Annotated in this window: 19 protein-coding genes; 3 read left to right on the top strand and 16 right to left on the bottom strand. The window is 70.0% G+C overall.

The annotated features are described in order from the left end of the window. Positions 1 to 498, top strand: a 498-nt coding sequence (locus GT354_RS01550) for a hypothetical protein (RefSeq protein WP_202511429.1), incomplete at its 5' end; no start/stop codon positions are given. 186 nt (positions 499 to 684) lie between these two features. Here the strand turns inward: GT354_RS01550 and GT354_RS01555 are convergent. The 16 genes from GT354_RS01555 to uvrA form a co-directional block, all read right to left on the bottom strand. Further along, a complete protein-coding gene (locus GT354_RS01555) occupies positions 685 to 1020 on the bottom strand; it encodes an RNA polymerase-binding protein RbpA (protein WP_040877318.1) in 336 nt (111 codons plus the stop codon). Between the two features lie 161 nt (positions 1021 to 1181). Then, positions 1182 to 1418 (bottom strand): preprotein translocase subunit SecG, encoded by a 237-nt coding sequence (secG, locus tag GT354_RS01560; RefSeq protein WP_161354339.1) that lies wholly within the window; start codon positions 1416 to 1418, stop codon positions 1182 to 1184. Between the two features lie 169 nt (positions 1419 to 1587). Further along, positions 1588 to 1896, bottom strand: a complete 309-nt coding sequence (locus GT354_RS01565; protein WP_161354323.1) for a hypothetical protein — start codon at positions 1894 to 1896, stop codon at positions 1588 to 1590. Beyond that, positions 1893 to 3515: a hypothetical protein gene (locus GT354_RS01570; RefSeq protein WP_161354324.1), complete on the bottom strand. Its 1623-nt coding sequence runs from the start codon at positions 3513 to 3515 to the stop codon at positions 1893 to 1895. Before GT354_RS01570 ends, GT354_RS01565 begins: the two co-directional genes overlap by 4 nt. Before the next feature lie 218 nt (positions 3516 to 3733). Next, entirely contained in the window at positions 3734 to 4537 is an 804-nt protein-coding gene (tpiA, locus tag GT354_RS01575; RefSeq protein ID WP_161354325.1) for a triose-phosphate isomerase, read from the bottom strand. A gap of 4 nt (positions 4538 to 4541) precedes the next feature. Continuing rightward, positions 4542 to 5729, bottom strand: coding sequence for a phosphoglycerate kinase (locus GT354_RS01580; protein ID WP_161354326.1), 1188 nt, complete (start codon positions 5727 to 5729; stop codon positions 4542 to 4544). A gap of 111 nt (positions 5730 to 5840) precedes the next feature. Then, complete coding sequence (gap, locus tag GT354_RS01585) at positions 5841 to 6845, bottom strand: type I glyceraldehyde-3-phosphate dehydrogenase (protein WP_161354327.1); 1005 nt, start codon at positions 6843 to 6845, stop codon at positions 5841 to 5843. A gap of 214 nt (positions 6846 to 7059) precedes the next feature. Continuing rightward, positions 7060 to 7608 carry a hypothetical protein gene (locus GT354_RS01590; RefSeq protein ID WP_161354328.1) on the bottom strand — a complete coding sequence of 183 codons (549 nt, stop codon included), beginning with the start codon at positions 7606 to 7608 and terminating at the stop codon, positions 7060 to 7062. 136 nt (positions 7609 to 7744) lie between these two features. Next, entirely contained in the window at positions 7745 to 10972 is a 3228-nt protein-coding gene (locus GT354_RS01595; protein ID WP_161354329.1) for a M14 family metallopeptidase, read from the bottom strand. A gap of 181 nt (positions 10973 to 11153) precedes the next feature. Beyond that, a complete protein-coding gene (locus GT354_RS01600) occupies positions 11154 to 12398 on the bottom strand; it encodes a GNAT family N-acetyltransferase (protein ID WP_161354330.1) in 1245 nt (414 codons plus the stop codon). Positions 12399 to 12554: 156 nt separating this feature from the next. Further along, complete coding sequence (gene whiA / locus GT354_RS01605) at positions 12555 to 13535, bottom strand: DNA-binding protein WhiA (protein WP_161354331.1); 981 nt, start codon at positions 13533 to 13535, stop codon at positions 12555 to 12557. Then, positions 13526 to 14491, bottom strand: a complete 966-nt coding sequence (gene yvcK, locus GT354_RS01610) for a uridine diphosphate-N-acetylglucosamine-binding protein YvcK (protein WP_161354332.1) — start codon at positions 14489 to 14491, stop codon at positions 13526 to 13528. Before yvcK ends, whiA begins: the two co-directional genes overlap by 10 nt. Continuing rightward, on the bottom strand, positions 14488 to 15381 hold the full coding sequence (rapZ, locus tag GT354_RS01615) for an RNase adapter RapZ (RefSeq protein WP_161354333.1): 894 nt from the start codon (positions 15379 to 15381) through the stop codon (positions 14488 to 14490). The genes yvcK and rapZ overlap by 4 nt, the downstream gene beginning before the upstream one ends. 24 nt (positions 15382 to 15405) lie before the next feature. Beyond that, complete coding sequence (gene uvrC / locus GT354_RS01620) at positions 15406 to 17613, bottom strand: excinuclease ABC subunit UvrC (RefSeq protein WP_161354334.1); 2208 nt, start codon at positions 17611 to 17613, stop codon at positions 15406 to 15408. Positions 17614 to 17652: 39 nt separating this feature from the next. Then, positions 17653 to 18114, bottom strand: coding sequence for a Rieske (2Fe-2S) protein (locus GT354_RS01625; RefSeq protein ID WP_161354335.1), 462 nt, complete (start codon positions 18112 to 18114; stop codon positions 17653 to 17655). 73 nt (positions 18115 to 18187) lie between these two features. Next, positions 18188 to 21034 carry an excinuclease ABC subunit UvrA gene (gene uvrA / locus GT354_RS01630; protein ID WP_161354336.1) on the bottom strand — a complete coding sequence of 949 codons (2847 nt, stop codon included), beginning with the start codon at positions 21032 to 21034 and terminating at the stop codon, positions 18188 to 18190. A 376-nt stretch (positions 21035 to 21410) separates the two neighbouring features. Here uvrA and GT354_RS01635 point away from each other — a divergent pair, with 376 nt between their 5' ends. After that, positions 21411 to 22145, top strand: coding sequence for a maleylpyruvate isomerase family mycothiol-dependent enzyme (locus GT354_RS01635; protein WP_161354337.1), 735 nt, complete (start codon positions 21411 to 21413; stop codon positions 22143 to 22145). Between the two features lie 44 nt (positions 22146 to 22189). Further along, positions 22190 to 22846 carry an MBL fold metallo-hydrolase gene (locus GT354_RS01640; protein ID WP_161354338.1) on the top strand — a complete coding sequence of 219 codons (657 nt, stop codon included), beginning with the start codon at positions 22190 to 22192 and terminating at the stop codon, positions 22844 to 22846. The last annotated feature ends 28 nt before the right edge of the window (positions 22847 to 22874 follow it).

Here is a 22874-nt window from a genome sequence, read left to right on the forward strand (position 1 = left end):
GAGGTCCGCCGCACGTGGGCGAGCGCCGACAACGCCCCGGCCGGCCGACGCGAGGACGAACTCGCCGCGTCCCTGCAGAGCCTGGGCCTGCTGCACAGCGCGGGCGGCGCGCACGACGAGGCCGTCGACGCCCTGGAGGAGGCGGTCCGCCTGCGCGCGAGACGCGTGCGCGCCGACCCGGTGCTCGCCCGCCGCCCCGAAGTCCCGGTCACCTACGCCCTGTACGGGATCGTGCTGGTCGCCGCGGGCCGTCCCGCCGACGCCGTGCCACCGCTCGCCGCGGCGCTGGGCGTGGGTACCGCGCTCAACCTCGAACGGGTCTCAGACCTGGCCGGCGACACCCTGGTCCGGGCCCACCGCGCCGACCCCGACGCGGTCCGCAGCCGCTGGATGGCCGCCACCGGCGAGGAACTGCCCCAGTGGATCGAGCGGGGCCAACGCCCGCTCCCTCGCCAGTCCGATCGCCGGGCGGAACGCGTGCTGCCGGGCCGCGACTGACCCGCTCGCGGGGGCCTGCTCGCGGGGCCTGCTCGCGGGGACCGGCTCACTGCGGGCCCCGAACGCGGACCGAAAAAAGCCGCCGAGCGGGCCGGCGGCACCCGAGGGTACGCCGTACCGCTCGGCGGCTCACGTTCGAGTCACCGGTGTGTCAATCGGTGCGCGGGCGACCGATCGCCGGGAAAATCAGAGCTCGCCGCGCAGCTTGGCGAGCGCTTCGGCCAGGATCGCCTCGCCGTCGGCGTCGCTGCGCCGCTCCCGCACATACGCGAGGTGCGTCTTGTAGGGCTCGGTACGCGGGGCGTCCGGCGGATTGTGCTGGTCCTGGCCGGCGGGCAGGCCGCAACGCGGGCAGTCCCACGTCTCGGGGACCTGAGCGTCGGTCGCGAAGCTCGGCTGGGTCTCGTGCTTGTTCGCGCACCAGAAAGAAATACGGAGACGTGGGGCTGCTTCGCCGCGCTCTGCCTCCCCCATCGGGCCGGCGCCGACCCGACTCCCACGGATGGCGTTGCCACTTGCCACGGTAAAAACTCCCCTTGGTCCTTGAGGTCGCGCCCCCGTTGCGCGGCTTGGCGTCCAGTGTACGTGCGCCTCGCGCAAGGTTGAACCGAGCGGTGGGCCTTTTCCGACAGTCCGTCAGAAAGGCCACCGCGCGGGCGGAAACAGCGGTGGAACTGAAGCCGTCAGTACGTGTTCTTGAGCAGCAGACCGAGCACGACGATCGTCACGAACCAGCACAGGCCCACGATGATGGTCATGCGGTCGAGGTTCTTCTCCACGACGGAGGAACCGCCGAGGGACGAGGACATGCCGCCGCCGAACAGGTCGGACAGGCCGCCGCCCTTGCCCTTGTGGAGCAGCACCAACAGCACCATGAGCAGGCTGAAGACGATCAGGGCGATCGAGAAACCGGTGACCACAGCCGGGCCCAACTCCTTCTGGCGAACACGGGGGCCGGGGGTTCCCGACCATCGCACAGCGTACGCTGTCACGCCGCGAAGGTGGGAGCCGTAGGACCCTTCGGCTAATCCGGCGGATCATCATATAACGGCGACACCGGCCCTCCCGGCCGCGCGGACCCCTCGCCCGCTACTCGTCCGAGGGGACCGGGCCCGCCGCCCCCGGGGCTCGCGGCTCGTGACCGCGCGGATCGCCGGAGTCCTCGATCTCCACCTCGTGACGTTCTCCGCTGACCAGGCCACCGGTGTTGACGAGCGGGTGGCCTCGGCCGTTGTCCCGGGCCGGTTCGGCGATCCCCGAGCGACGCACGGTGACCCGATTGCCGCTGCCGGTGACGATCGCCCCCGTGTTGGTCACGGGCCCGCCGGCGAGGTTGATGCCGGCGTTGTCCGACGGCTCGTGGCCGACCTCGTCCTCGTCGGGTTCCGTACCGTTCAATGCGCACCTCCGGATGCCACTCGTCCGCCTGGCGCGCCGATCTGCGAATCGCGCACCGAGACGTGGTTCGCGCGCCCGACGACGTTCGCGCCGCTGTTGTGCAGGTCACCCGCGACGTTTTGGATGATCCCGTTGTTGAGGACCACGTCGTTGCGGGCGCGGTACTCGGTCACGTCCACGTGCCGCTTCTGCAGGAAGTCCAGGACGAAGCCGGTGAACTTGCGTTCGATGAGTTTGGTGTACTTCTCCGCGTCCGAGTTCTGGAAGAACGTCGCGTACGACCCGGACGCGCCCAATTCGCGCACCGATGCCCGCGCACCGCGATCGACCGGGAGATTGCGCGCCGCGCGCTCCTCGGCCGCGCGCATATTGCCGACCCGCCGCCACCACGACGCCCACACGCGCATGAGCCGTCCGGCCGAGGACACCATCAGCCCCGGGCCCTCCACCAGCGCGCGGCCGAACGAGCCCCACACCGCGCTCGCGTCGGCGGTGTGCAGCCATTCGTCGGCGACGTGGAAGTCGGGCCGGATCGGCGGCAGTACGAGTTCGTGCAACTCCGTGTAGAGCAGCCGTCCGTCCATCGTGAAGCGCATCAGCACGGAGACCACGACCTCCTGCGACCAGGTCCCCACCCGCACACACAGGTAGCGCCGGGTGGCCTCGGTCGGCGGCGGCACGGGGCCGCCGGTGACGCCGCTGCTGAACTCGTGCATCTGCACGCTCAGTCCCGTGAGCCGGTGCTGCATCTCCTCGGAGCGAGCCAGCTCCTCGAAAGCCTCACAGACCGCGCCGGTCAGCTCGTCGACCGTGAACGGCGTGAACCCCACCGCGCGCGGCACCTCCAGCACCGAGGGCTCGGCGGCCCGCAGTTCGACCGGAAAGTTCCAGCTCGCGACCAACTCCCCCGCGCCGACGAACGGCAGGTAGCCGCTGTAGCGCACGTTGGAGGGAATCGGCGGCCCCGGGCGCAGCCGGGACGGTGCGGCAAGCTCGGCCGGCTCCCCCGGCGAGTGCTTGGGTCGCGGCGGCGGCCCGGCGGCGGACGTGGGGGTCGAGGTCGGCCCCAGGTGGGTGACCACGGTGGCCCGTTGCTGCATGCGCTCGATCCAGGCCACGAACACCACGACGGCGTACGACGACAGCACGATCGCGGCGACCGTCACCGGGGCGGGCAACACCCCGCCCTGCCCGGCCACGCCGTACAGCATCACGCCGACCAACAGCGCGGCCACCCACGACACCTGCGCGGCCCGGCGCGAGCGCCAGTCGCGGATCCCGCCGCCGCCGGCGATGCCCAGCCGCACCGTCAGCAGTCCGAAGAACACCACGGTCGCCAGCCACAGCAGCCCCGGCCCGACCCCGAAGCCGATCAGGAACAGCACTGCCGGCACCAGGAAGGCGATCACGTCGCGCATGATCCGCCGTCTGCGCGCGGCCAACGCGTGTTCCAGGACCGCCTGTTCGTCGTATCCGTAGGACGGCGCCCGATCCCGGTGCGCGTTCTCCCACAGTTCCTCGATCACCCGTGCGGCGAACCGCTCGTCGATCTCGGCGCCCGTGCACAGATACCGGGTCGCCCCGGTATCGCCTGTCGTCGACCCGTCCGAAAATGACACCCGAACCCCCCGGTGCGGACCGGTCGCAGGGACGACTACCGGCCACTTGGCGATGACTTATCGTCATCCACCACTTGTGGGAGGGCAAGCGAAACGGCATACCTCGTGTCCGCTTTATGAGGAACGAATGATTCCGGCCACACCCGAATCCGTATACGCGTCGGGCCCGGAGCGGTTTCCCGCCCCGGGCCCGACCACACCTGGAAACCGCTCGACGACTACGCGCCCGCCTGGTCGCGGAAGCGCACGAGCTTGACGAAGTCCTCGGCCTTCAGGCTCGCGCCGCCGATCAGACCACCGTCCACGTCGGGCTTGGCCATCAGGCCGGCCACGTTGTCGGGCTTCATCGAACCGCCGTACAACACCCGCACCCGGTCCGCGAGTTCGGCGCTGTAGAGCTCCGCGAGCCGGCCGCGGATCGCCCCGCACACCTCCTGCGCGTCATCGGGGGTGGCCACCTCGCCGGTGCCGATCGCCCACACCGGCTCGTACGCGATCACCACGGACTCGGCCTGCTCGGCCGTGACGCCCTTGAGCGCGCCGTCGACCTGGGCCAGCGTGTAGGCGACCTGGTCGCCCGCCTTGCGCACGTCCAGGCCCTCACCGACACACACGATCGGCACGAGGCCGTTCGCATAGGCCGCGTGCACCTTCGCGTTGACGACCGTGTCGTCCTCCGCGTGGTACTGGCGGCGCTCGGAGTGGCCGACCGTCGCGTACGTGCACTTGAGCTTGGCGAGCATCGCGCCGGAGATCTCCCCGGTGTACGCGCCGCCGCTGTGCTGCGAGATGTCCTGCGAGCCGTAGACGATGCTCATCTTGTCTGCGTCGACGATGGTCTGCACCGAGCGCAGGTCGGTGAACGGCGGCAGCACCGCGACCTCGACGTGGTCGAAGTCCTTCTCGTTGAGCGAGAAGTCGAGCTTTTGCACCAGGGCGATGGCCTCGAAGTGGTTGAGGTTCATCTTCCAGTTGCCCGCCATCAGCGGGATGCGACCGGAGGCGTTCTTGGCGGTGGACATCGGTTCAGCCCTCCAGGGCTTCGAGGCCGGGCAGGGACTTTCCTTCGAGGTATTCCAGGCTCGCGCCGCCCCCGGTGGAGATGTGGCCGAAGGCGTTCTCGTCGAAGCCGAGCGTGCGCACGGCCGCGGCCGAGTCGCCGCCGCCGACCACGGTGAACGCGTCGGAGTCGATCAGGCCCTGCGCGACCGCGCGCGTGCCGTGGCTGTAGGGCTCCATCTCGAACACGCCCATCGGGCCGTTCCAGAAGACCGTCTGCGCGTCGGAGACCTTGTCGGCGAACAGTTCGCCCGACGCGGGGCCGATGTCCAGGCCGAGCCGGTCGGCGGGAATCGCGTCCGCCGGGACCACCGCGTGGTCGGCGTCGGCGGCGAACGCGGTCGCCGCGATCACGTCGACGGGCAGCACGAACTCGACGCCGTTCTCCTTCGCCCGGGCGAGGTATTCCTTCACCCGGTCGATCTGGTCCTTCTCCAGGAGCGACTTGCCCACCTCGTGGCCCTGTGCGGCCAGGAAGGTGAAGACCATGCCGCCGCCGACCAGGATGCGGTCGGCCTTGCCGAGCAGGCTGTCGATGACGCCGAGCTTGTCGGACACCTTCGAGCCGCCCAGGATGACCACGTAGGGCCGCTGCACCTTGTCGCTCAGGCGGGCCAGCACGTCGAGTTCGGTGGCGATCAGGCCGCCGACCGCGTGCGGCAGCCGGGCCGGGACGTCGTACACGGACGCGTGCTTGCGGTGCACCGCACCGAAGCCGTCGCCCACGTACACATCGGCCAGCGCGGCGAGTTCGTCGGCGAACGCGCCGCGCGCGGCGTCGTCCTTCGCGGTCTCGCCCGCGTTGAAGCGCAGGTTCTCCAGCAGCGCGACCTGCCCGTCGGCCAGCCCGGCGACCACGGTCTTCGCGCTGTCGCCGACGGTGTCGGTCGCGAACGCCACGGGGGCGTCCAGCAGTTCACCCAGACGGGTGGCGACCGGCGCGAGCGAGTACTTCGGCTCGGGCTCGCCCTTGGGGCGGCCCAGGTGCGAGCACACGACGACCTTGGCGCCGCGCGCGAGCAGGGCCCGGATGGTCGGGACGCTCGCCCGGATCCGGCCGTCGTCGGTGATCCGCCCGCCGTCGAGCGGGACGTTGAGGTCGGCGCGCACCAGTACGCGCTTACCGGATACGTCGATGTCGTCGATCGTCTTCAAGTTCGACCCTCGGAAGCTGGGGAAACGTGTGGGGTTCGAAAAACGGGCCCGGGTGACGACGTGTCACCCGGGCCCGCATCGTCAAGCGATTTCAGTGCGTGTGCCGCACCGTCAGAGCTGCCCGCCGACGTAGGCGACGAGGTCGACCAGGCGGTTGCTGTAGCCCCACTCGTTGTCGTACCAGCCGACGACCTTGACCTGCGTGCCCTGGGCCATGGTCAGGCCGGAGTCGAAGGTGCACGAGGACGGGTCGGTCACGATGTCCGAGGACACGATCGGGTCCTCGGTGTACGTGAGGTAGCCCTTGAGCGAGCCCTCGGACGCCTTCTGGAACGCGGCGTTGACCTCCTCGCGGGTCACCTCGCGCTCCAGCTCGACGACGAGGTCGGTGACCGAGCCGGTGGGGACCGGGACGCGCATGGCGATGCCGTCCAGCTTGCCCTTGAGCTCGGGGATGACCAGCGCGGTGGCCTTGGCGGCACCGGTGGAGGTCGGGATGATGTTGGTCGCGGCGGCCCGGGCGCGGCGCAGGTCCGAGTGCGGGAAGTCCAGGATGACCTGGTCGTTCGTGTACGCGTGGACCGTGGTCATCATGCCCTTGACGACGCCGAAGTTCTCCAGGAGAACCTTGGCCATCGGCGCGACGCAGTTGGTCGTGCAGGAGGCGTTGGAGATGATCTTGTGCGCGGCGGCGTCGTACTTCTCGTGGTTGACGCCCATCACGATCGTGATGTCCTCGTTCTTGGCCGGAGCCGAGATGATGACCTTCTTCGCGCCGGCCTCGATGTGCTTGGTCGCCTTCGCGGCGTCCGTGAAGATGCCGGTCGACTCGATCACGATGTCGGCGCCCAGCTCGCCCCACGGCAGCGCGGCGGGGTCACGCTCGGCGAGGACCTTGAAGGTCTGGTTGCCGACGGTGATGCTGTCCTCGGTGTACGTCACCTCTTGGCCGATACGGCCGAGGATGCTGTCGTACTTCAGCAGGTGAACCAGGGTCGCGATGTTCGTGAGGTCGTTGACCCCGACGATCTCGACGTCGGCGCCCTGGGCCAGCGCCGCGCGGAAGAAGTTGCGGCCGATACGGCCGAATCCGTTGATGCCTACCCGGATCGTCACGAACTCGATCTCCTCTGTCGAACGCCGAATGCCCTGAAGGACTGAATGCCCTGAAGGAAGTGACCAAGGAGTTGGACAGTGGAATCCGTGATACCCCGGCCGCGTCCGAGCCTACCGTGACGCTCTGGGGACCATCACGCAGGCTTGCTGCGGAAGGCCCCCAGAACATGACGGATCATCGGAAATCGTGATTGGGTGTGACCCACGTCCGCAGCTAGCTCTCGGCCACGTTCTTGGTGATGGCGAAGGCCGCGACACCGCCGAAGATCAGCACGAGGACGTCGAAGAACCCCATGCTCTCCTTCCAGCTCCGGAAGACTTCGTCGGACCAGTCGGTGACGACCTCGATCGCCGAGACGTCCAACTGATCGGCGGCCTCCAACACGATCGCCGTCATCTGGCCCAGCGCGATCCCCACGAGTGCGAGCCCGACTGCCACGATCGGCAACGCGGGGTTGCGCCCGCCGATTCGCCCCACGGCGAAGCCGATCAGCGCCGCGACCCCCACCCCGAACCAGGTGCTCTGGATTTCCAGGCTCTTGACGACGAACCCGTACACGCCGGCGCCCACCAGCATCGCCGCGACCCCCGCCACGATGCCCAGCCCCGGATTGCCCTGCCGCCGCGGCGGCTGGGGCGGCGGGCCGCCGTAGGGGCCCGAGCCGAAGGGGCCGGGCGCGCCCTGCTGCCCCCACTGACCGGGCGGCGGCTGCTGCGGCTGTCCCGGCTGCGGACCCCATGGCCCGGGCGCGTTGTTGCTCAAAGAAATCTCCCCCAAGAAATGCCGGAATGGGAACTCGCATGTGCGCACGAACGTTAGTGGCCCCCGGCGCAGGAGTCTCCGCCGGGGGCCACCGTCGGCGCCACCGATTTTCCCGGTCGCGCCCTTGCCGTCACCGCTACTTGAACAACTCCCGCAGGATCCGGTCCATGACCACCTTGCGGTCGTCCTGGGTGGCCAACTGCTCCAGGCCGAAGCCCAACAGCAGCGTGTCGTCGGTGAGGATCACCGAGGACCCGAACACGGCCTGGCTGCGGTCGAATCCGACGATCGACTGGTCACCGGGCGGCGGGCCGGTCAGGGCCCACGGGCCCAGACCCGTCTCGAAGCCCTCGGCGTCCACGACACCCGCGGCGGTGGTGACCTTCGTGTCGTCCACGAACAGGCCGGTACCGCCGGTGTTGGCGTCGCTCACGTAGGCGATCGAGACCTCGACCTTCTTGCCCGCGTAGGCGGACAGGTCGAACGCGACCGGCTGCCAGCCGCCGGAGTTGCCGGTGAAGGAGTTCCACGTACCGGTCGTGCCCTGCGGCAGGCACTTGGGCGTGGTCACCGTCAGGTAGTGCCGCAACTGGGTGTGCGTGGCGACCAGATCGCCGCCCTCACACGAGGTCGGCACCGCCGTGCCGGAGCGGCCGTTGAGGTCGGGCAGCGTGGTCCAGTCCTCGGCGCCGACCGTGTGGGCCTCGACCAGCGCGTGGTCCCACTGGCGTTCGGTGTCCCACGAGAACTGCGCGGTGAGCTTGGCCGCGGCCGCCGCCGTGACGTTGGTCAGGTCGATCGTGCGGGTCAACCGCTTGTACGCGTTGTCCGAGTGCAGACCGGAGATGTACCAGCCGCCCTCGGCCGGGGTGAACGGACCCGACGTGTTGCCCTGGTAGCCCGCCACCGAACGGCTGTCGAACTGGGGGAACTTGTCCGGGGTCAGGATCGCGCTGGTGGGCAGGAAGCCGCCCGCCTCGTTCACCGGGTTGGACGCGGTGCCCGGGAGCGCCTTGTCGAGGCCCTGGAACGGCGCGCCGGTGCCGGTGATGCCCGTGGCCCCGTTGGTCGCGGAACGGTCGTACGCGCCCAGCCAGTACTGGCTGAAGTCGTCCGAGACGATCAGGCAGTTGCCCGCCGGGTCGTCGGTGACCACGCACGGCTCGCTCGGGTTTCCGTTGAGGCCGTAGTAGATGCCACCGCCCGCGGCGCTGCGCAAGGGACCGTAGTAGCTCGCCGTCTCGCCGATGTAGGCGAGCTTGCCGCCCTCGTTGACGTAGTCGCGGATCGACATGGTCAGGTCCTGGACCAGCGGGGTGACCTGGGCGTCCCGCACCGGTTGGCCCTGGAAGTCGGTCACCTCGCGGGACGGGTCCTGGGTCAGTCGGTTGTCGCCGAGGTACCAGAAGACGCCCTTGAAGTGGGACAGCACGCCCAGGTGGTGCGGCGCGCCGAGCTTGTCGACGTCCCACACCGCGGCCTTGACGCCGTTGGCCTGGAGCGCGTCGACGTACTGCTGCGCGTACTTGGGGGCGACGGTGCCGGCCGGGTAGGTCGGATTGACACCCTTGTAGTCCTCGTTGGCGACGACCAGCGCTTCGGCCTTCTCCTGGATGCCGGCCTCCACGGTGAACGTGAAGCGGTCGCTCTCGACCTTGCCGGTTCCGGGCTTGTTGCCGGTGAACCACACCTCGACCTTGTCGCCGGTGCGCACGTTCTTGATGTCACCGCGGTATTCGGCGTAGTACTGCGTGCCCTCGTCGCCGTACCGCTTGCCGCCCTTCCACTCCTTGACGCCCGCGGTCTTGGTCTTGCCGCCGTTGACGCGGTAGTTGAGCTTGCGGTCGCCGACGCTGCGCTTGGCGAGCACGGCGACCGTCTGGTCGTCGCGGTCCTCGGCGTAGGAGTGCTCGAACCGGTCGGCCACCAGGTCGGGGGCCTTCCAACCGACCGCGGAGACCGGGTCGTCGGGGTCCTTGGCCGACTTGGCGACGGACAGCGCGAAGGGAATGTTCTTCGCGAACTCCATCTGCACGAGCGTCTCGTCGTCGGGGAAGCTGAAGATCCCGCCGCAGTTCTCGGGCGTGTACGGGTCGTCCGGCAGATAGTTCGCGGCCGTGGCGCACGTGGACATCTCGGGGGTGAACGACAGCGTCTTGTACGCCTGGTTCATCTGCCCGTCGGTGTCGCCGTTGGTCACGTACAGCTCGGCCGACAGGTCCGGGTCGTAGTCCGGAACCGCGGGGTGCGCGTCGTCGCCCGCGAGCGCGACCATGATCTGGTCGTCGGGGCTCGGGGTGGCCACCTGCCAACCGACGCCGTACAGCAGCAACTGCGCGGCGGAGTGGTAGTTGACGACGAACTTGGCCTTGATCTTCTTGGCGAGGCCCTGCAGGGCCTTGGTCTCGGGCTCGGACGAGGGCCCGGTGCCGCGGTAGGTCTCGGTCAACGGGTCGGGCGAGGAGCCCTCGTTGTCGTAGCCCCACTTGTAGTCGAAGTTGCGGTTGAGGTCGACACCGTCGCCGGTGGTGATCACTCCGTCGCCGTTGTTGTCGCGCAGATTCTTGCGCCACATCCGCTGGCCGGTCTGGAAGGTCCAGTCGTAGCCGTCGGGGTTGGCGGAGAGAACGAACCACAGTTCGTTGTCCGAGACGAGCTTGGTGGCCTCGTCGTCCTTGCCGTAGCCGTCCACGTACTTGTGTACGAGGCGGCGCGTCATCTCCGGAGTGATCCACTCGCGGGCGTGCTGATTGGACATGTACAGCACGGCGGGCTTGGTGCCGTCGGCGGTGGTGCGGACGTCCTTGGTCACCTTGACCGCGAGGATGTCCTGGCCGAGCACGGTCTTGCCGATGCTGACGGTCTTGGCGATGTCCGGGTGGTCCTTGGCCAGTTGGACCAGTTCCGCGCCGAGGCCGTTCGCGCCGCTGTACTTGCGGAAGACCCCACCGCCCGGAGCGAGGATGCGCTCCTGGGCCGCTGCCGCCTTGACGTCGAGGGCGAGGCCGGAAGCCCGCAATTTCGCGGCCTGTGCCTCGCCGAGGGCCACCTCGACGGTGGCCTTGCCGTCGGCGCCCTTGCCGATCGGGGTCTCGTGCCGATCGATGCCCAGGTCGAAGACCTGCTTCAGCTGGGCGGCGTCGGCCGTGATGCGATAGGTCTGCAGACCGCTGTCGCCCGCCTTGGGCAATTTCGCATCCGGCGGAGCGCTGGTCACTTCGGGGAAGGACGGGCCGGCGGCCGCCGGCGCGGCCGTGGACGCCGGGGCTGCGGTCAGCAACCCCAGCGCCAGCGACAACGCCGCGACCCCCGTCGTGGTGATCCGTACTCGTCTCGTGGTGCCCGTGGAACGATGACGCCTCATCGACCCCCCAGTCGTGTGGTGGGCGTGCATACGGAACGGCGCGAAACCACGGCCCTGATGGGACGGAACGTGGCTTCTGCGCCCGGGTGTTGCGCATGCTAATGCAACTACCCTGTGGTGCACGAGACCTGACGGACGGTCATATTCGGTCGTGTCTACGCGCAAAGATTCCACATAGTGGTCAGAACCAATCGGGGCACCACGGCTCACGCTCGGTACGCAGCATCGCTTCGGCACGAGCCGCCGCACCCGGCGTGTGCTCGGTGAGCCGACCCGCCGTCGCCAGCCGGACCGGCGAGCCGGCGCCGAGGTAGAGCGCGCCGAGCGCGGCGGCGTCGAGCGAGAGATCGGGAGCGTCCTCGGTCGGCGTACACGCCGCCGCCCCGGGCCCGTTGTCGATCGCGAACCGCCCGCGCGCGTGGCCGAGGTCGTCGCGCACGTCGAGTACGATCCTGCCCGGCGCCCCGTAGGTACGCGCCGAGAACGCGGCCGGCACGTCCAGGATGCGCGCCCACAGGAAGTCCCGGCGCGACCCGGAGGTGATCGCGCGGGGGTCGTCCACGAGCATCGTCAGCAACTCGTCGGGGCTGCGGTCGGCGGCCTCGACGGCGTTGACGTAGTCGACGTTCGCGCAGTACTGCCACAGAGCCGCCTCGGCCTGGGGGGTGAGCGCGATCAGCTGGTCCACGAGCAGCGTGACCTTGGGGACCATCTCGTCCCAGTGGTCGTCGCTGCGGTAGCCGATCAGGCCGGTGATCCGCCCGGACGGGTCGCGGTAGACCGCGTGGAAGCGCGCCGGCTCCGGCCCCTTGGGCGCCGATCGGACCCCCGTGTACAGGTCCCACCACAGCGCCGAGCGCCCGATCACGCCGGGTCGCAGGCGGCGGAACTCCTCGTGCACCGCCGGCCCCACCCGGGTCATCTCCAGCGGTGAGACCAGCTCCACGACGCCGCCGGGCTCGGCGAGCACGCCGGGGGTGAACCGCGTGCGCAGCGTGTCCAGGCGCAGCTTTTGGAAGTCGGCCGCCACGCCGAAACCGAACCGGCCGTAGATGCGGTACTCGGCGGCGATCAGGATCGCCGCGGCCTCGCCGCGCGCGGCGGCGTCGGCCAGGTCGGCGCGCATCATCCGGGTCAACAGGCCGCGCCTGCGGTGGGTGGGGCTGACGGTCACGTTGGTGATCGCCGACACGGGCACGATCGCGCCGCCGGGGACGGTCAACCCGGTCGCGAAGCTGCGGAAGGTGCCCACGCAGCGGTCGCCGTCGAACGCGCCGCGGCTCCGGCCGAACTCGGCCCGCTCCCGCCAGTGCTCGATCCGCTTTTCCTGGTTTTCCTTGTCGGGATCCGGGACTTTGTGGAAACCGATGCTCATGGCGTCGGTCCAGGCGACGATGTCGTCCTCGCGAATCGTGCGTATCTCCACGACGGTGGTTCCTTCCTCGCGGTGCGGCCCTTTCCCGGGTACGGACGAAGGCGCCGACCCGGAGACCCTATGTCTCGCGGTTCGACGCCTTCGAATGGTTTTCCGGCCCGATTTCGGGCGGTGTGCGCCGGGGTCGGCGGCACACCCGGCCAAGGCTCACGACACGAGTATGTCCACGGACAGCCCCGCGTCGGTGCTGGGCATGCCCAACTCGCTCGCCCGCTTGTCGGCCATCGCCAACAGCCGCCGGATCCGGCCGGCGACCGCGTCCTTGGTCAGCGGCGGTTCGGCGAGGCCGCCCAACTCCTCCAGCGACGCCTGCTTGTGGTCCAGCCGCAGCTTGCCGGCCGCGGCCAGATGCTCGGGGACCTCCTCGCCCAGGATCTCCAGGGCCCGCTGCACCCGGGCGCCCGCGGCGACCGCCGCGCGCGCCGACCGGCGCAGGTTGGCGTCGTCGAAGTTGGCGAGCCGATTCGCCGTGGCCCGCACCTCGCGGCGCATCCGCCGCTCCTCCCACGCGAGCACGCTCTCGTGCGCGCCCAGCCGGGTGAGCAGCGCGCCGATCGCGTCGCCGTCGCGCACCACCACGCGGTCCACCCCGCGCACCTCGCGCGACTTGGCCGCCAGACCGAGCCGGCGGGCCGCGCCGACCAGCGCCAGGGCGGCCTCCGAACCGGGGCACGTCACCTCCAGGGCGGAGGACCGCCCGGGCTCGGTGAGCGAACCGTGGGCCAGGAACGCGCCGCGCCACGCCGCCTCCGCGTCGCACGTCGCGCCCGAGACCACCTGGGGCGGGAGTCCCCGCACCGGGCGCCCGCGCGCGTCGAGCAGACCGGTCTGTCGGGCCAGCTGGTCGCCGCCGACGGCGACCCGCACGACGTAGCGGCTGCCGCGCCGCAGGCCGCCGGGGGCCACCACGACGAGATCCGAGCTGTGCCCGTAGACCTCCAGGATGTCCTTGCGCAGACGTCGAGCGGCCATCGCCGTGTCGAGTTCCGCCTCGATGACGATTCGCCCACCCACGATGTGCAGTCCGCCCGCGAAGCGCAAAAGTGCGGAGACCTCCGCCTTGCGACAGCACGACCGGGTGACCGGGAGGCGGCTGAGCTCGTCCTTCACTGCTGCCGTCATCGCCATGGAGCGATCCTTTCACGATCGACGAAGATCCGGCCGTAGGCTGACGCCAACCGTTCGGGGTCGTGTCGCGGCGAGCCGTCGACGGCCGAGACCGGAGCCAGGTGGACGTGCCCGCCGAGCGCCGCCGTGGCCCGTTCCAGACCCGGTACGTCCTCCACCCGGTCGCGGTCGCCCAGGACGATGTCGAAGGTCAGCCCGGGGGCGTGGGCCGCGAGCACCTCCAGGTGCTGCTGCGGCGAGAAGCCGGCCGTCTCGCCCGGCTGGGGAGCCAGGTTGAGGGCGAGCAACCGCCTCGCCTTGGTCTCCACGAGCGCCGTCGCCAACTCGGGAACGAGCAGGTGGGGCAGTACGGACGTGAACCACGAGCCGGGCCCCAGCACCACCCAGTCCGCGTCGCGGACCGCCGCGACCGCCTCGGGCACCGCGGGTGGATCGGCCGGGAAGAGCCGGATCCCGCGCACGTCGCCCGGGGTCACCGCGACCTGGGCCTGGCCGCGCACCGTCACCACGTCGTGGGGCCGGGCGGGGTCGTGCCCGGCCACGTCGGCCTCGATGTCGAGCGGGACGGCCGACATCGGCAGCACCCGCCCGTGCGCGCCCAGGAGGCGGCCCATCCAGTCGAGCGCGGCGATCGGCTCGTCCATCAGTTCCCACAGCGCCACCAGGAGCAGGTTGCCGACGGCGTGCCCGTTGAGTTCGCCCTCACAGCGGAAACGGTGCTGGATCACCTTGCTCCACGTGTCACCCCACTCGTCGTCCCCGCACAGCGCCGCGAGCGCCATCCGCAGGTCGCCGGGCGGCAACACGCCCAAGTCGCGGCGCAGCCGACCGCTGGAGCCGCCGTCGTCGGCGACCGTGACGATCGCGGTGAGGTCGTCGGTGAGCCGGCGCAGCGCGGCGAGCGAGGCCGCGAGCCCGTGTCCGCCGCCCAAGGCGACCACCTTGGGGCCGCTCATTCCCTGCCCATGTCGCGGTGCACCAGTACGGTCTCCAGGCCGTCCTCGGTGAGCCGCCGGGCCAACCGCTCGGCCATCGCGACGCTGCGGTGCTTGCCGCCGGTACAGCCCACCGCGAGCGTCACGTAGCGCTTGCCCTCGCGGCGATAGCCCTCGGTGACGATGTGCAGCAGTTCGGCGTAGCGGTCCAGGAACTCCTTGGCGCCCGGCTGGTCGAACACGTAGCGGCTGACCGCCTCGTCGAGGCCGGTGTGCGGGCGCAGTTCCGGGATCCAGTGCGGGTTGGGCAGGAAGCGGCAGTCGACGACCAGGTCGGCGTCCACCGGGAGGCCGTACTTGAATCCGAACGACATCACGGTGGCGCGCAGTTGCTGCTCGCCGGAGCCCGCGAACTGGGCGTCCATCTTGGCGCGCAACTGGTGCACGTTGATGTTGGACGTGTCGATCACCAGGTCGGCCTCGCCGCGCAGCTCGCGCAGGAGTTCGCGCTCGCGCCCGATCCCGTCCGGGATGCGGCCCTCGCCCTGCAACGGGTGCGGCCGGCGCACCCCCTCGAAGCGGCGGACCAGGACGTCGTCGGATGCCTCCAGGAACACGATGCGGCGCACCACACCGGCGGCGTCGAGCTCGCTCAGGGCCGAGCGCAGGTCGTCGAAGAAGGTCCGGCCGCGCACGTCCACGACGACCGCTATCCGCGCGACGGCCCCTTGCGTGCGGGCCCCGAGGTCGACCATCGCGGGGATGAGCGACGGCGGCAGGTTGTCGACGACGAACCAGCCGAGGTCCTCCATGCCCTTGGCGGCGGTGCTGCGGCCGGCGCCGGACATGCCGGAGATGATCACCAGCTCGGGCGTGCCCTCGACGTCGCCGGTCGTGGTCTCGGTACTCATGCGTCCCCCCGGTGCGTGCCGCACCTACGGCTGGGCGAGTTCAACGCTTCCTCCTGCTGTTTCCTGCCTCGGGGGTACAACCGGGACAGCCTCCTCGTCGCTGTCGTCCTGCGAGCGGCCGTCGGGTGGGTTCGGGTCCGATATGGCGCTGTCCGGTATGCCGCCGCTCGGTGGGTCGGTGGGCGACTGGTCGGTGGGCGGTGGGTCGGTGGGCGACGAGCCGCCGTTCGACGGGTCGCCCTCCTCCATGATCTCTCCGGTCGCGGTGTTCACGGCGGGGGTACCCGGCGCGCGGGCCGCCAGCGCCGCCGCGATCGACTCCGCCGTGCTGCGGCCGATACCTGGCACTTGGGTGATCTGCTCGACGGTCGCGGCGCGCAACCGCTTGAGCGAGCCGAAGTGCGCGAGCACCGCCTTGCGGCGGGTGGCGCCCAGACCGGGAACGTCGTCGAGCGCGCTCGCCGTCATCGCCTTGGAGCGCTTGGAGCGGTGGTAGGTGATCGCGAAGCGGTGCGCCTCGTCGCGGAGGCGCTGGAGCATCAGCAGGGCCTCGCCGCTGCTGCGCGGCAACACGACCGGGTCGTCCTCGCCGGGAACCCACACCTCTTCGAGCCGCTTGGCCAGGCCGCACACGGCGACGTCGACGACGCCGGCCTCCTCCAGGGCCCGCACGGCGGCGGCCACCTGGGGTTGGCCGCCGTCGACCACGACCAGCTGCGGCGGGTAGGCGAAACGCTTGGGCTTGCCGGTCTCCGGGTCGATCGGGCCGGTGTTCTCGAAGACGTCGTCGCCGGGTTGCGGGTCGGCCGTCGCGGCGTCGGTCGCCGCGTCGCGCGCGGCGTCGGCCCGGTAGCGGCGAAAGCGCCGGCTGAGCACCTCGTGCATCGCGCGCGGGTCGTCCTGGCCTTCGAACGTCTTGATCGCGAAGCGCCGATACTCGCTCTTGCGCGGCAGGCCGTCCTCGAACACGACCATCGACGCGACCACCTCGGTGCCCTGAAGGTGCGAGATGTCGTAGCACTCGATGCGCAGCGGCGCGGAGTCCAGCTCCAGCGCCTCGGCGAGCTGTTGGAGCGCGAGCGAGCGCGCGGTCAGGTCGCCCGCCCGGCGCAGCTTGTGCAGGTTCAGCGCCTGCGCGGCGTTGCGTTGCACGGTCTCCTGAAGCGACTTCTTGTCGCCGCGTTGCGGCACCCGCAGCTCGACCCTGGCGCCCCGCAGGCCGCACAGCCACGTGGACAACGCGTCGACGTCGTCGGGCAGCGCGGGCACGAGCACCTCGCGCGGCACCGCCTCGCCGCGCTGCTCGCCGTACAGCTGCTGAAGGAAGTGTTCGACCAGGTCTCCCGAGTCGACGTCCTCGACCCGTTCGGTGACCCAGCCGCGTTGGCCGCGCACGCGTCCGCCGCGGACGTGGAAGATCTGGACCGCGACCTCCAACTCGTCCTCGGCGAGCGCGATCACGTCGGCGTCGGTGCCGTCGCCGAACACGATCGCGTTCTTCTCCAGGGCCCGGGTGAGCGCGGTGATGTCGTCGCGCAGCCTGCCCGCCTTCTCGTACTCCATCTCCTGCGCGGCGAGCTTCATCTCGCGCTCCAGGCGCTTGATGTAGGGCCCGCTGCGGCCGGCCATGAAGTCGCAGAAGTCCTCGGCGAGCATGCGGTGGTCCTCGGCGCTGATCCGGCCGGTGCACGGGGCCGAGCACTTGCCGATGTAGCCGAGCAGGCACGGGCGCCCGACCTGCTTGGCGTTCTTGAACACGCCGGCCGAGCACGTGCGCACGGGGAAGACTCGAAGGAGCAGGTCGAGCGTCTCGCGAATGGCCCACGCGTGGCCGTACGGGCCGAAGTAGCGCACGCCCTTGCGGTGCGGTCCGCGCATGACCTGCGCGCGCGGGAACTCCTCGTTGAGGGTGACCGCGAGCGAGGGGTAGCTCTTGTCGTCGCGATACTTGACGTTGAACCGCGGGTCGAACTCCTTGATCCAGGAGTATTCGAGCTGGAGCGCCTCGACCTCGGTGCCGACCACGGTCCAGTCCACGGACGCGGCCGTGGTGACCATGGTCTGGGTGCGCGGGTGCAGGTTGGCCAGGTCCTGGAAGTAGGACGACAGGCGGGCGCGCAGGTTCTTCGCCTTGCCGACATAGACCACGCGGCCGTGCTCGTCGCTGAACCGGTACACACCGGGCGACGTCGGGATCTGGCCGGGCGCGGGCCGGTACGACGACGGGTCCATTTCTCCACCCTATGTGCTGGCTCCAACAGATTTTCGCGCTCAGCCGACGATGATCTCGCCGTTCTCCACCTTGACCGGAAGGGCCTTGAGGCCGTGCTTGGCGGGGCGGCGGATCACCGAGCCGTCGTTCATCGAGAACTGGCTGCCGTGACACGCGCACTGGATGACACCCTGGTCCACCTTGGTGACCAGACACCCCTGGTGGGGACAACGGGCGTCGAACGCCTTGTAGTCGTCTTTCGCCGGCTGGGTGACCACGACCGAGGTGTCGGTGTAGACCTTGCCCTTGCCGACCGTGACGTCGTCCGCGGCGCCGACGGTGACCGGCCCCTCCAGGAGCTGCTTCTGGTGCGGCGACGCGGCCTCGTTCTCGGCGGCGCACGCGGTGAGCGCGACTCCCGCGACACCGACGGCCCCGACCACGGCCGCGCCCCGCAGCAGCGTGCGCCGGTCGGGCGCGGTGTCGGACGGGGCGTCGGACCGGGGCTGCTGCGGGGTCATGCGGTGTCTCCTTGCGTACGGGTCGAGCGTGGGGCCGATCAATCCTCGCATCCGGCCCGAGTGCCTCCGTACGTCACCGTCTGTCGGCGAGCACCTCGCGCAGGAACTTGCCGGTGTGGCTCTCCGCCACCTCGGCGATGTCCTCGGGGGTGCCCTCGGCGACGATCAGGCCGCCGCCGTTGCCGCCCTCGGGGCCGAGGTCGACGACCCAGTCGGCGGTCTTGATCACATCGAGGTTGTGCTCGATCACGATCACCGTGTTGCCCTTGTCGACCAGGCTGGTCAGCACACCGAGCAGGCGCCGGATGTCCTCGAAGTGCAGACCGGTGGTCGGCTCGTCCAGGACGTAGACGGTCTTGCCGGTGGAGCGGCGCTGGAGTTCGGAGGCGAGCTTGACCCGCTGCGCCTCACCGCCCGACAGCGTGGTCGCCGGCTGGCCCAGTCGCACATAGCCCAAGCCGACGTCGTTGAGCGTGCGCAGGTGGCGGGCGATGGCGGGGACGGCCGCGAAGAACTCCAGCCCCTCCTCGATCGGCATGTCCAGGACCTCGGAGATGTTCTTGCCCTTGAAGTGGACTTCGAGGGTCTCCCGGTTGTAGCGCGCGCCGTGACACACCTCGCACGGCACGTACACGTCGGGGAGGAAGTTCATCTCGATCTTGATCGTGCCGTCGCCCGAGCAGTTCTCGCAGCGGCCGCCCTTGACGTTGAACGAGAACCGGCCCGGCAGGTAGCCGCGCACCTTGGCCTCGGTGGTCTCGGCGAACAGTTTGCGGACGTGGTCGAACACCCCGGTGTAGGTGGCCGGGTTCGAGCGCGGGGTGCGCCCGATCGGGCCCTGGTCGACGTGCACGACCTTGTCCACCAGGTCGGTCCCGGTGACCCGGGTGTGTCGGCCCGGCACCATCCGCGCGCCGTTGAGCTCGCGGGCGAGGTGGGTGTAGAGGATGTCGTTGACGAGCGTGGACTTGCCCGAGCCGGACACGCCCGTGACGGCCGTGAAGACGCCGAGCGGGAAGCCCGCGGTGACGTCGCGCAGGTTGTGCTCGCGCGCGCCGTGCACGACGAGCCGGCGCTTCTTGTCGGGGACCCGGCGCTCGGTGGGCGTGGGGATCTGCTTGCGCCCGGAGAGGTAGTCGGCGGTCGCCGAGCGCTTGTTCTTGAGCAGCTCCTTGTAGGTGCCCGAGTGCACCACCTCTCCGCCGTGCTCGCCGGCGCCGGGGCCGATGTCGACGACCCAGTCGGCGATGCGGATGGTGTCCTCGTCGTGCTCGACGACGATGAGCGTGTTGCCCATGTCGCGCAGGCGCACCAGGGTCTCGATGAGCCGGTGGTTGTCGCGCTGGTGCAGCCCGATGGAGGGCTCGTCGAGCACGTAGAGCACGCCCACCAGGCCCGAGCCGATCTGGGTGGCGAGCCGGATGCGCTGCGCCTCGCCGCCGGAGAGGCTGCCCGCGGGACGGCCGAGCGAGATGTAGTCCAGGCCGACGTCGACCAGGAACTTCAGCCGCTCGTTGACCTCCTTGAGCACGCGCTCGGCGATCTTCTTCTCACGCGCGTTGAGCTTGATCCCGCCCAGGAACTCGGCGCAGTCGCTGATCGACATCGACGCGACGTCGGCGATCGACTTGTCGGCGACGGTCACCGCGAGCACGATCGGCTTGAGCCGCGCGCCCGCGCACGTGGGACAGGGCACCTCGCGCATGTAGCCCTCGAAGCGCTCGCGACTGGTGTCGGTCTCCGCCTCGGAGTGCCTGCGCACGATGTAGGGCAGCGCGCCCTCGAACGACGTGTAGTAGGAGCGCTCGCGCCCGTAGCGGTTCTTGTACTTGACGTGGATCTGCGTCTTGTGGCCGTTGAGCAGGGCCTTCCTGGCCCGCTGCGGCAGCCCGTCCCACGCGATGTCGGTACGAAAGCCCATCTCGTCGGCGAGCGAGGACACCAGGCGGCCGAAGTACTCCGAGGCGTGGCCGCTCGACCACGGCGCCAAGGCGCCCTCGTCGAGGCTCTTTTGCCCGTCGGGCACGACCAGCTCGGGGTCGACCTCCATGCGGGTGCCGATGCCGGTGCAGTCCGGGCACGCGCCGAACGGCGAGTTGAAGGAGAACGAGCGCGGTTCCAGCTCCTCGAACGACAGGTCGTCGTAGGGGCAGTACAGGTGCTCGGAGAACATCCGCTCGCGGTTGGGGTCGTCCTCGGGAAGGTCGACGAAGTCGAGCACGACCATGCCGGAGCCCAGCGAGAGCGCGGTCTCGACCGAGTCGGTCAACCGGCGCTTGGCGGAGGACTTCACGGTCAGGCGGTCGATGACCACCTCGATCGTGTGCTTCTCCTGCTTCTTGAGCTTGGGCGGCTCGGTCAGCTGGATCACCGTGCCGTCCACCCTGGCCCGGCTGTAGCCCTTGGACTGGAGTTCGGCGAACAGGTCGACGAACTCGCCCTTGCGCTCGCGCACGATCGGCGACAGCACCTGGAAGCGGGTGCCCTCGTCGAGTTCGAGCACCCGGTCGACGACCTGCTGCGGGCTCTGCCGGGCGATCGGTCGGGCGCACTGCGGACAGTGCGGGTGACCGATGCGGGCGTAGAGCAGGCGCAGGTAGTCGTAGACCTCGGTGATCGTGCCGACCGTGGATCGCGGGTTGCGGTTGGTCGACTTCTGGTCGATCGAGACCGCGGGCGACAGGCCCTCGATGAAGTCGACGTCGGGCTTGTCCATCTGCCCGAGGAACTGCCGCGCGTAGGACGACAGCGACTCCACGTAGCGCCGCTGCCCCTCCGCGAAGATCGTGTCGAACGCGAGCGACGACTTGCCCGAACCGGACAGCCCGGTGAAGACGATGAGAGCGTCGCGCGGAAGGTCGAGGGAGACGTCCTTGAGGTTGTGCTCGCGCGCGCCACGGACGATGAGACGGTCGGCCACTTGAGAATCGAAACCCTTCGACGGCATGCGACTGGTGTTGACGGTGACGGATGCGACCCCTGGATCGTTGAGATCTACGGGGATGCTTGCGGTACTCGCGAACCAGGCACTCGATCCACGTGCACTCACGCCTACCTCAAGCGGTCGCGGGCAGGTGTTTGTTCCCGTTTGAACCACCAGGCTATCGCACATCTATTCGAACAAAACTTCCCTCAGGAGTAGTTCACCCGATCGTGTGACTGCCTGGTACGGGTGTTCGCGCCACTAAGGTGAGGTCCGGGGACCACGCCGCACCGGGGCCCGTCCGGTCTCGTTCCGCAGGTCACCGGCGTGCAGTGCGTGGTCGACAGTGCATGGGCGACTTGGGGAGGCATGCGTGACGACAGACGGGTTCGACCCCGCCACACAGCTCGCGGAGATCAACGACGCGACGACACAGGTCCTGGCGAACGCGGAGCGGCTGACTCCCGAGCATCTGGCCGGCGCGTCGTTGATGCCCGGGTGGAGTCGCGGGCACGTGCTGACCCACCTGGCGCGCAACGCGGATGCCCTGACCAACCTGCTGAACTGGGCGCGTACGGGGGTTCCGACCCCGATGTACCCCCCGGGCGACGCTCGGGACCGGGCGATCGCCGAGGGCGCGTCGCGGCCCCTGCACGCGCAGCTCACCGACCTGTACGAGGCGTCCGCGCGGTTCTCCGAGACGTACCTCGCGATGACCCCCACCGCGTGGGGCGCCAAGGTGGCCAAGCGCGGCGGCGGCGACATCGCCGCGACGCTGCTGCCGACGATGCGACTGCGCGAGCTGTACATCCACCACGTCGACCTGGACGCGGGCTGGACGCCGGCGCACTGGCCCACCGACTTCACCGAGCGCGAGCTCAACGAGATCGCGGCGTCCTTCCGCGGCCGTCCGGACTGCCCGCCGCTGCTCCTGCGCGACGACATCACCCACCGCGAGCTGCTGATCGGACCGGAGGGCGTACCACCGGCCGCGGTGGTCTCCGGGCGTCGCCAGTCGCTCCTGGGGTGGCTGATCGGGCGCGCCAACGGCGACGGCCTGAGCGTCGAACCGCCGGGCGCGCTGCCGCCGCTGCCCGCCTGGATGTAGCCGACGGTGGCCGAGTGTCCGCGCCGACGGGGAGGATGGACGGCATGACGTATCACGGATCGGTGAAGGTCGGCGGCCCCCCGGCCGTCCGCGAGCTGGCGAACCTGATGATCACCAAGGTCGCGGTGGGCCCCTACGACAACGACGCCTACCTGTTGCGCTGTCGCGCGACGGACACCCAGTTGCTGATCGACGCGGCCAACGACGCCGCGACGCTGATCACCCTCGCGGGTGACGGTGGCCTGGCCAAGATCGTCACCACGCACCGACACCAGGACCACTGGCAGGGCCTGGCGGAGGTGGCCGCGCAGACCGGCGCGACCACGCTCGCCGGGCGTGAGGACGCCGGGGCGATCCCGGTGCCCACGAACGTGCTCGTCGACGACGGCGACACGATCGCCTTCGGCGCGATCGAACTGCGGGCGATCCACCTCGTGGGCCACACCGAGGGCAGCATCGCCCTGGTGTACGACGACCCCAAGGGCCACCCGCACCTGTTCAGCGGCGACTGCCTGTTCCCCGGCGGGATCGGCAACACCTTCGGTGACCCGGCCGCGTTCGACCGCTTGATCGACGACGTCGAGCACAAGCTGTTCGACGTGCTGCCGGACGAGACCTGGGTCTATCCGGGCCACGGTGACGACACCACGCTGGGCGCCGAGCGGCCGGCCCTGGCCCAGTGGCGCGAGCGCCGCTGGTAGGGCGCGCCCCGGCCCGTCGGGCGGGCCC

Origin of the sequence: Streptomyces sp. SID3343, assembly GCF_009865215.1 — a bacterium.
Classification (GTDB): Bacteria; Actinomycetota; Actinomycetes; order Streptomycetales; family Streptomycetaceae; genus Embleya.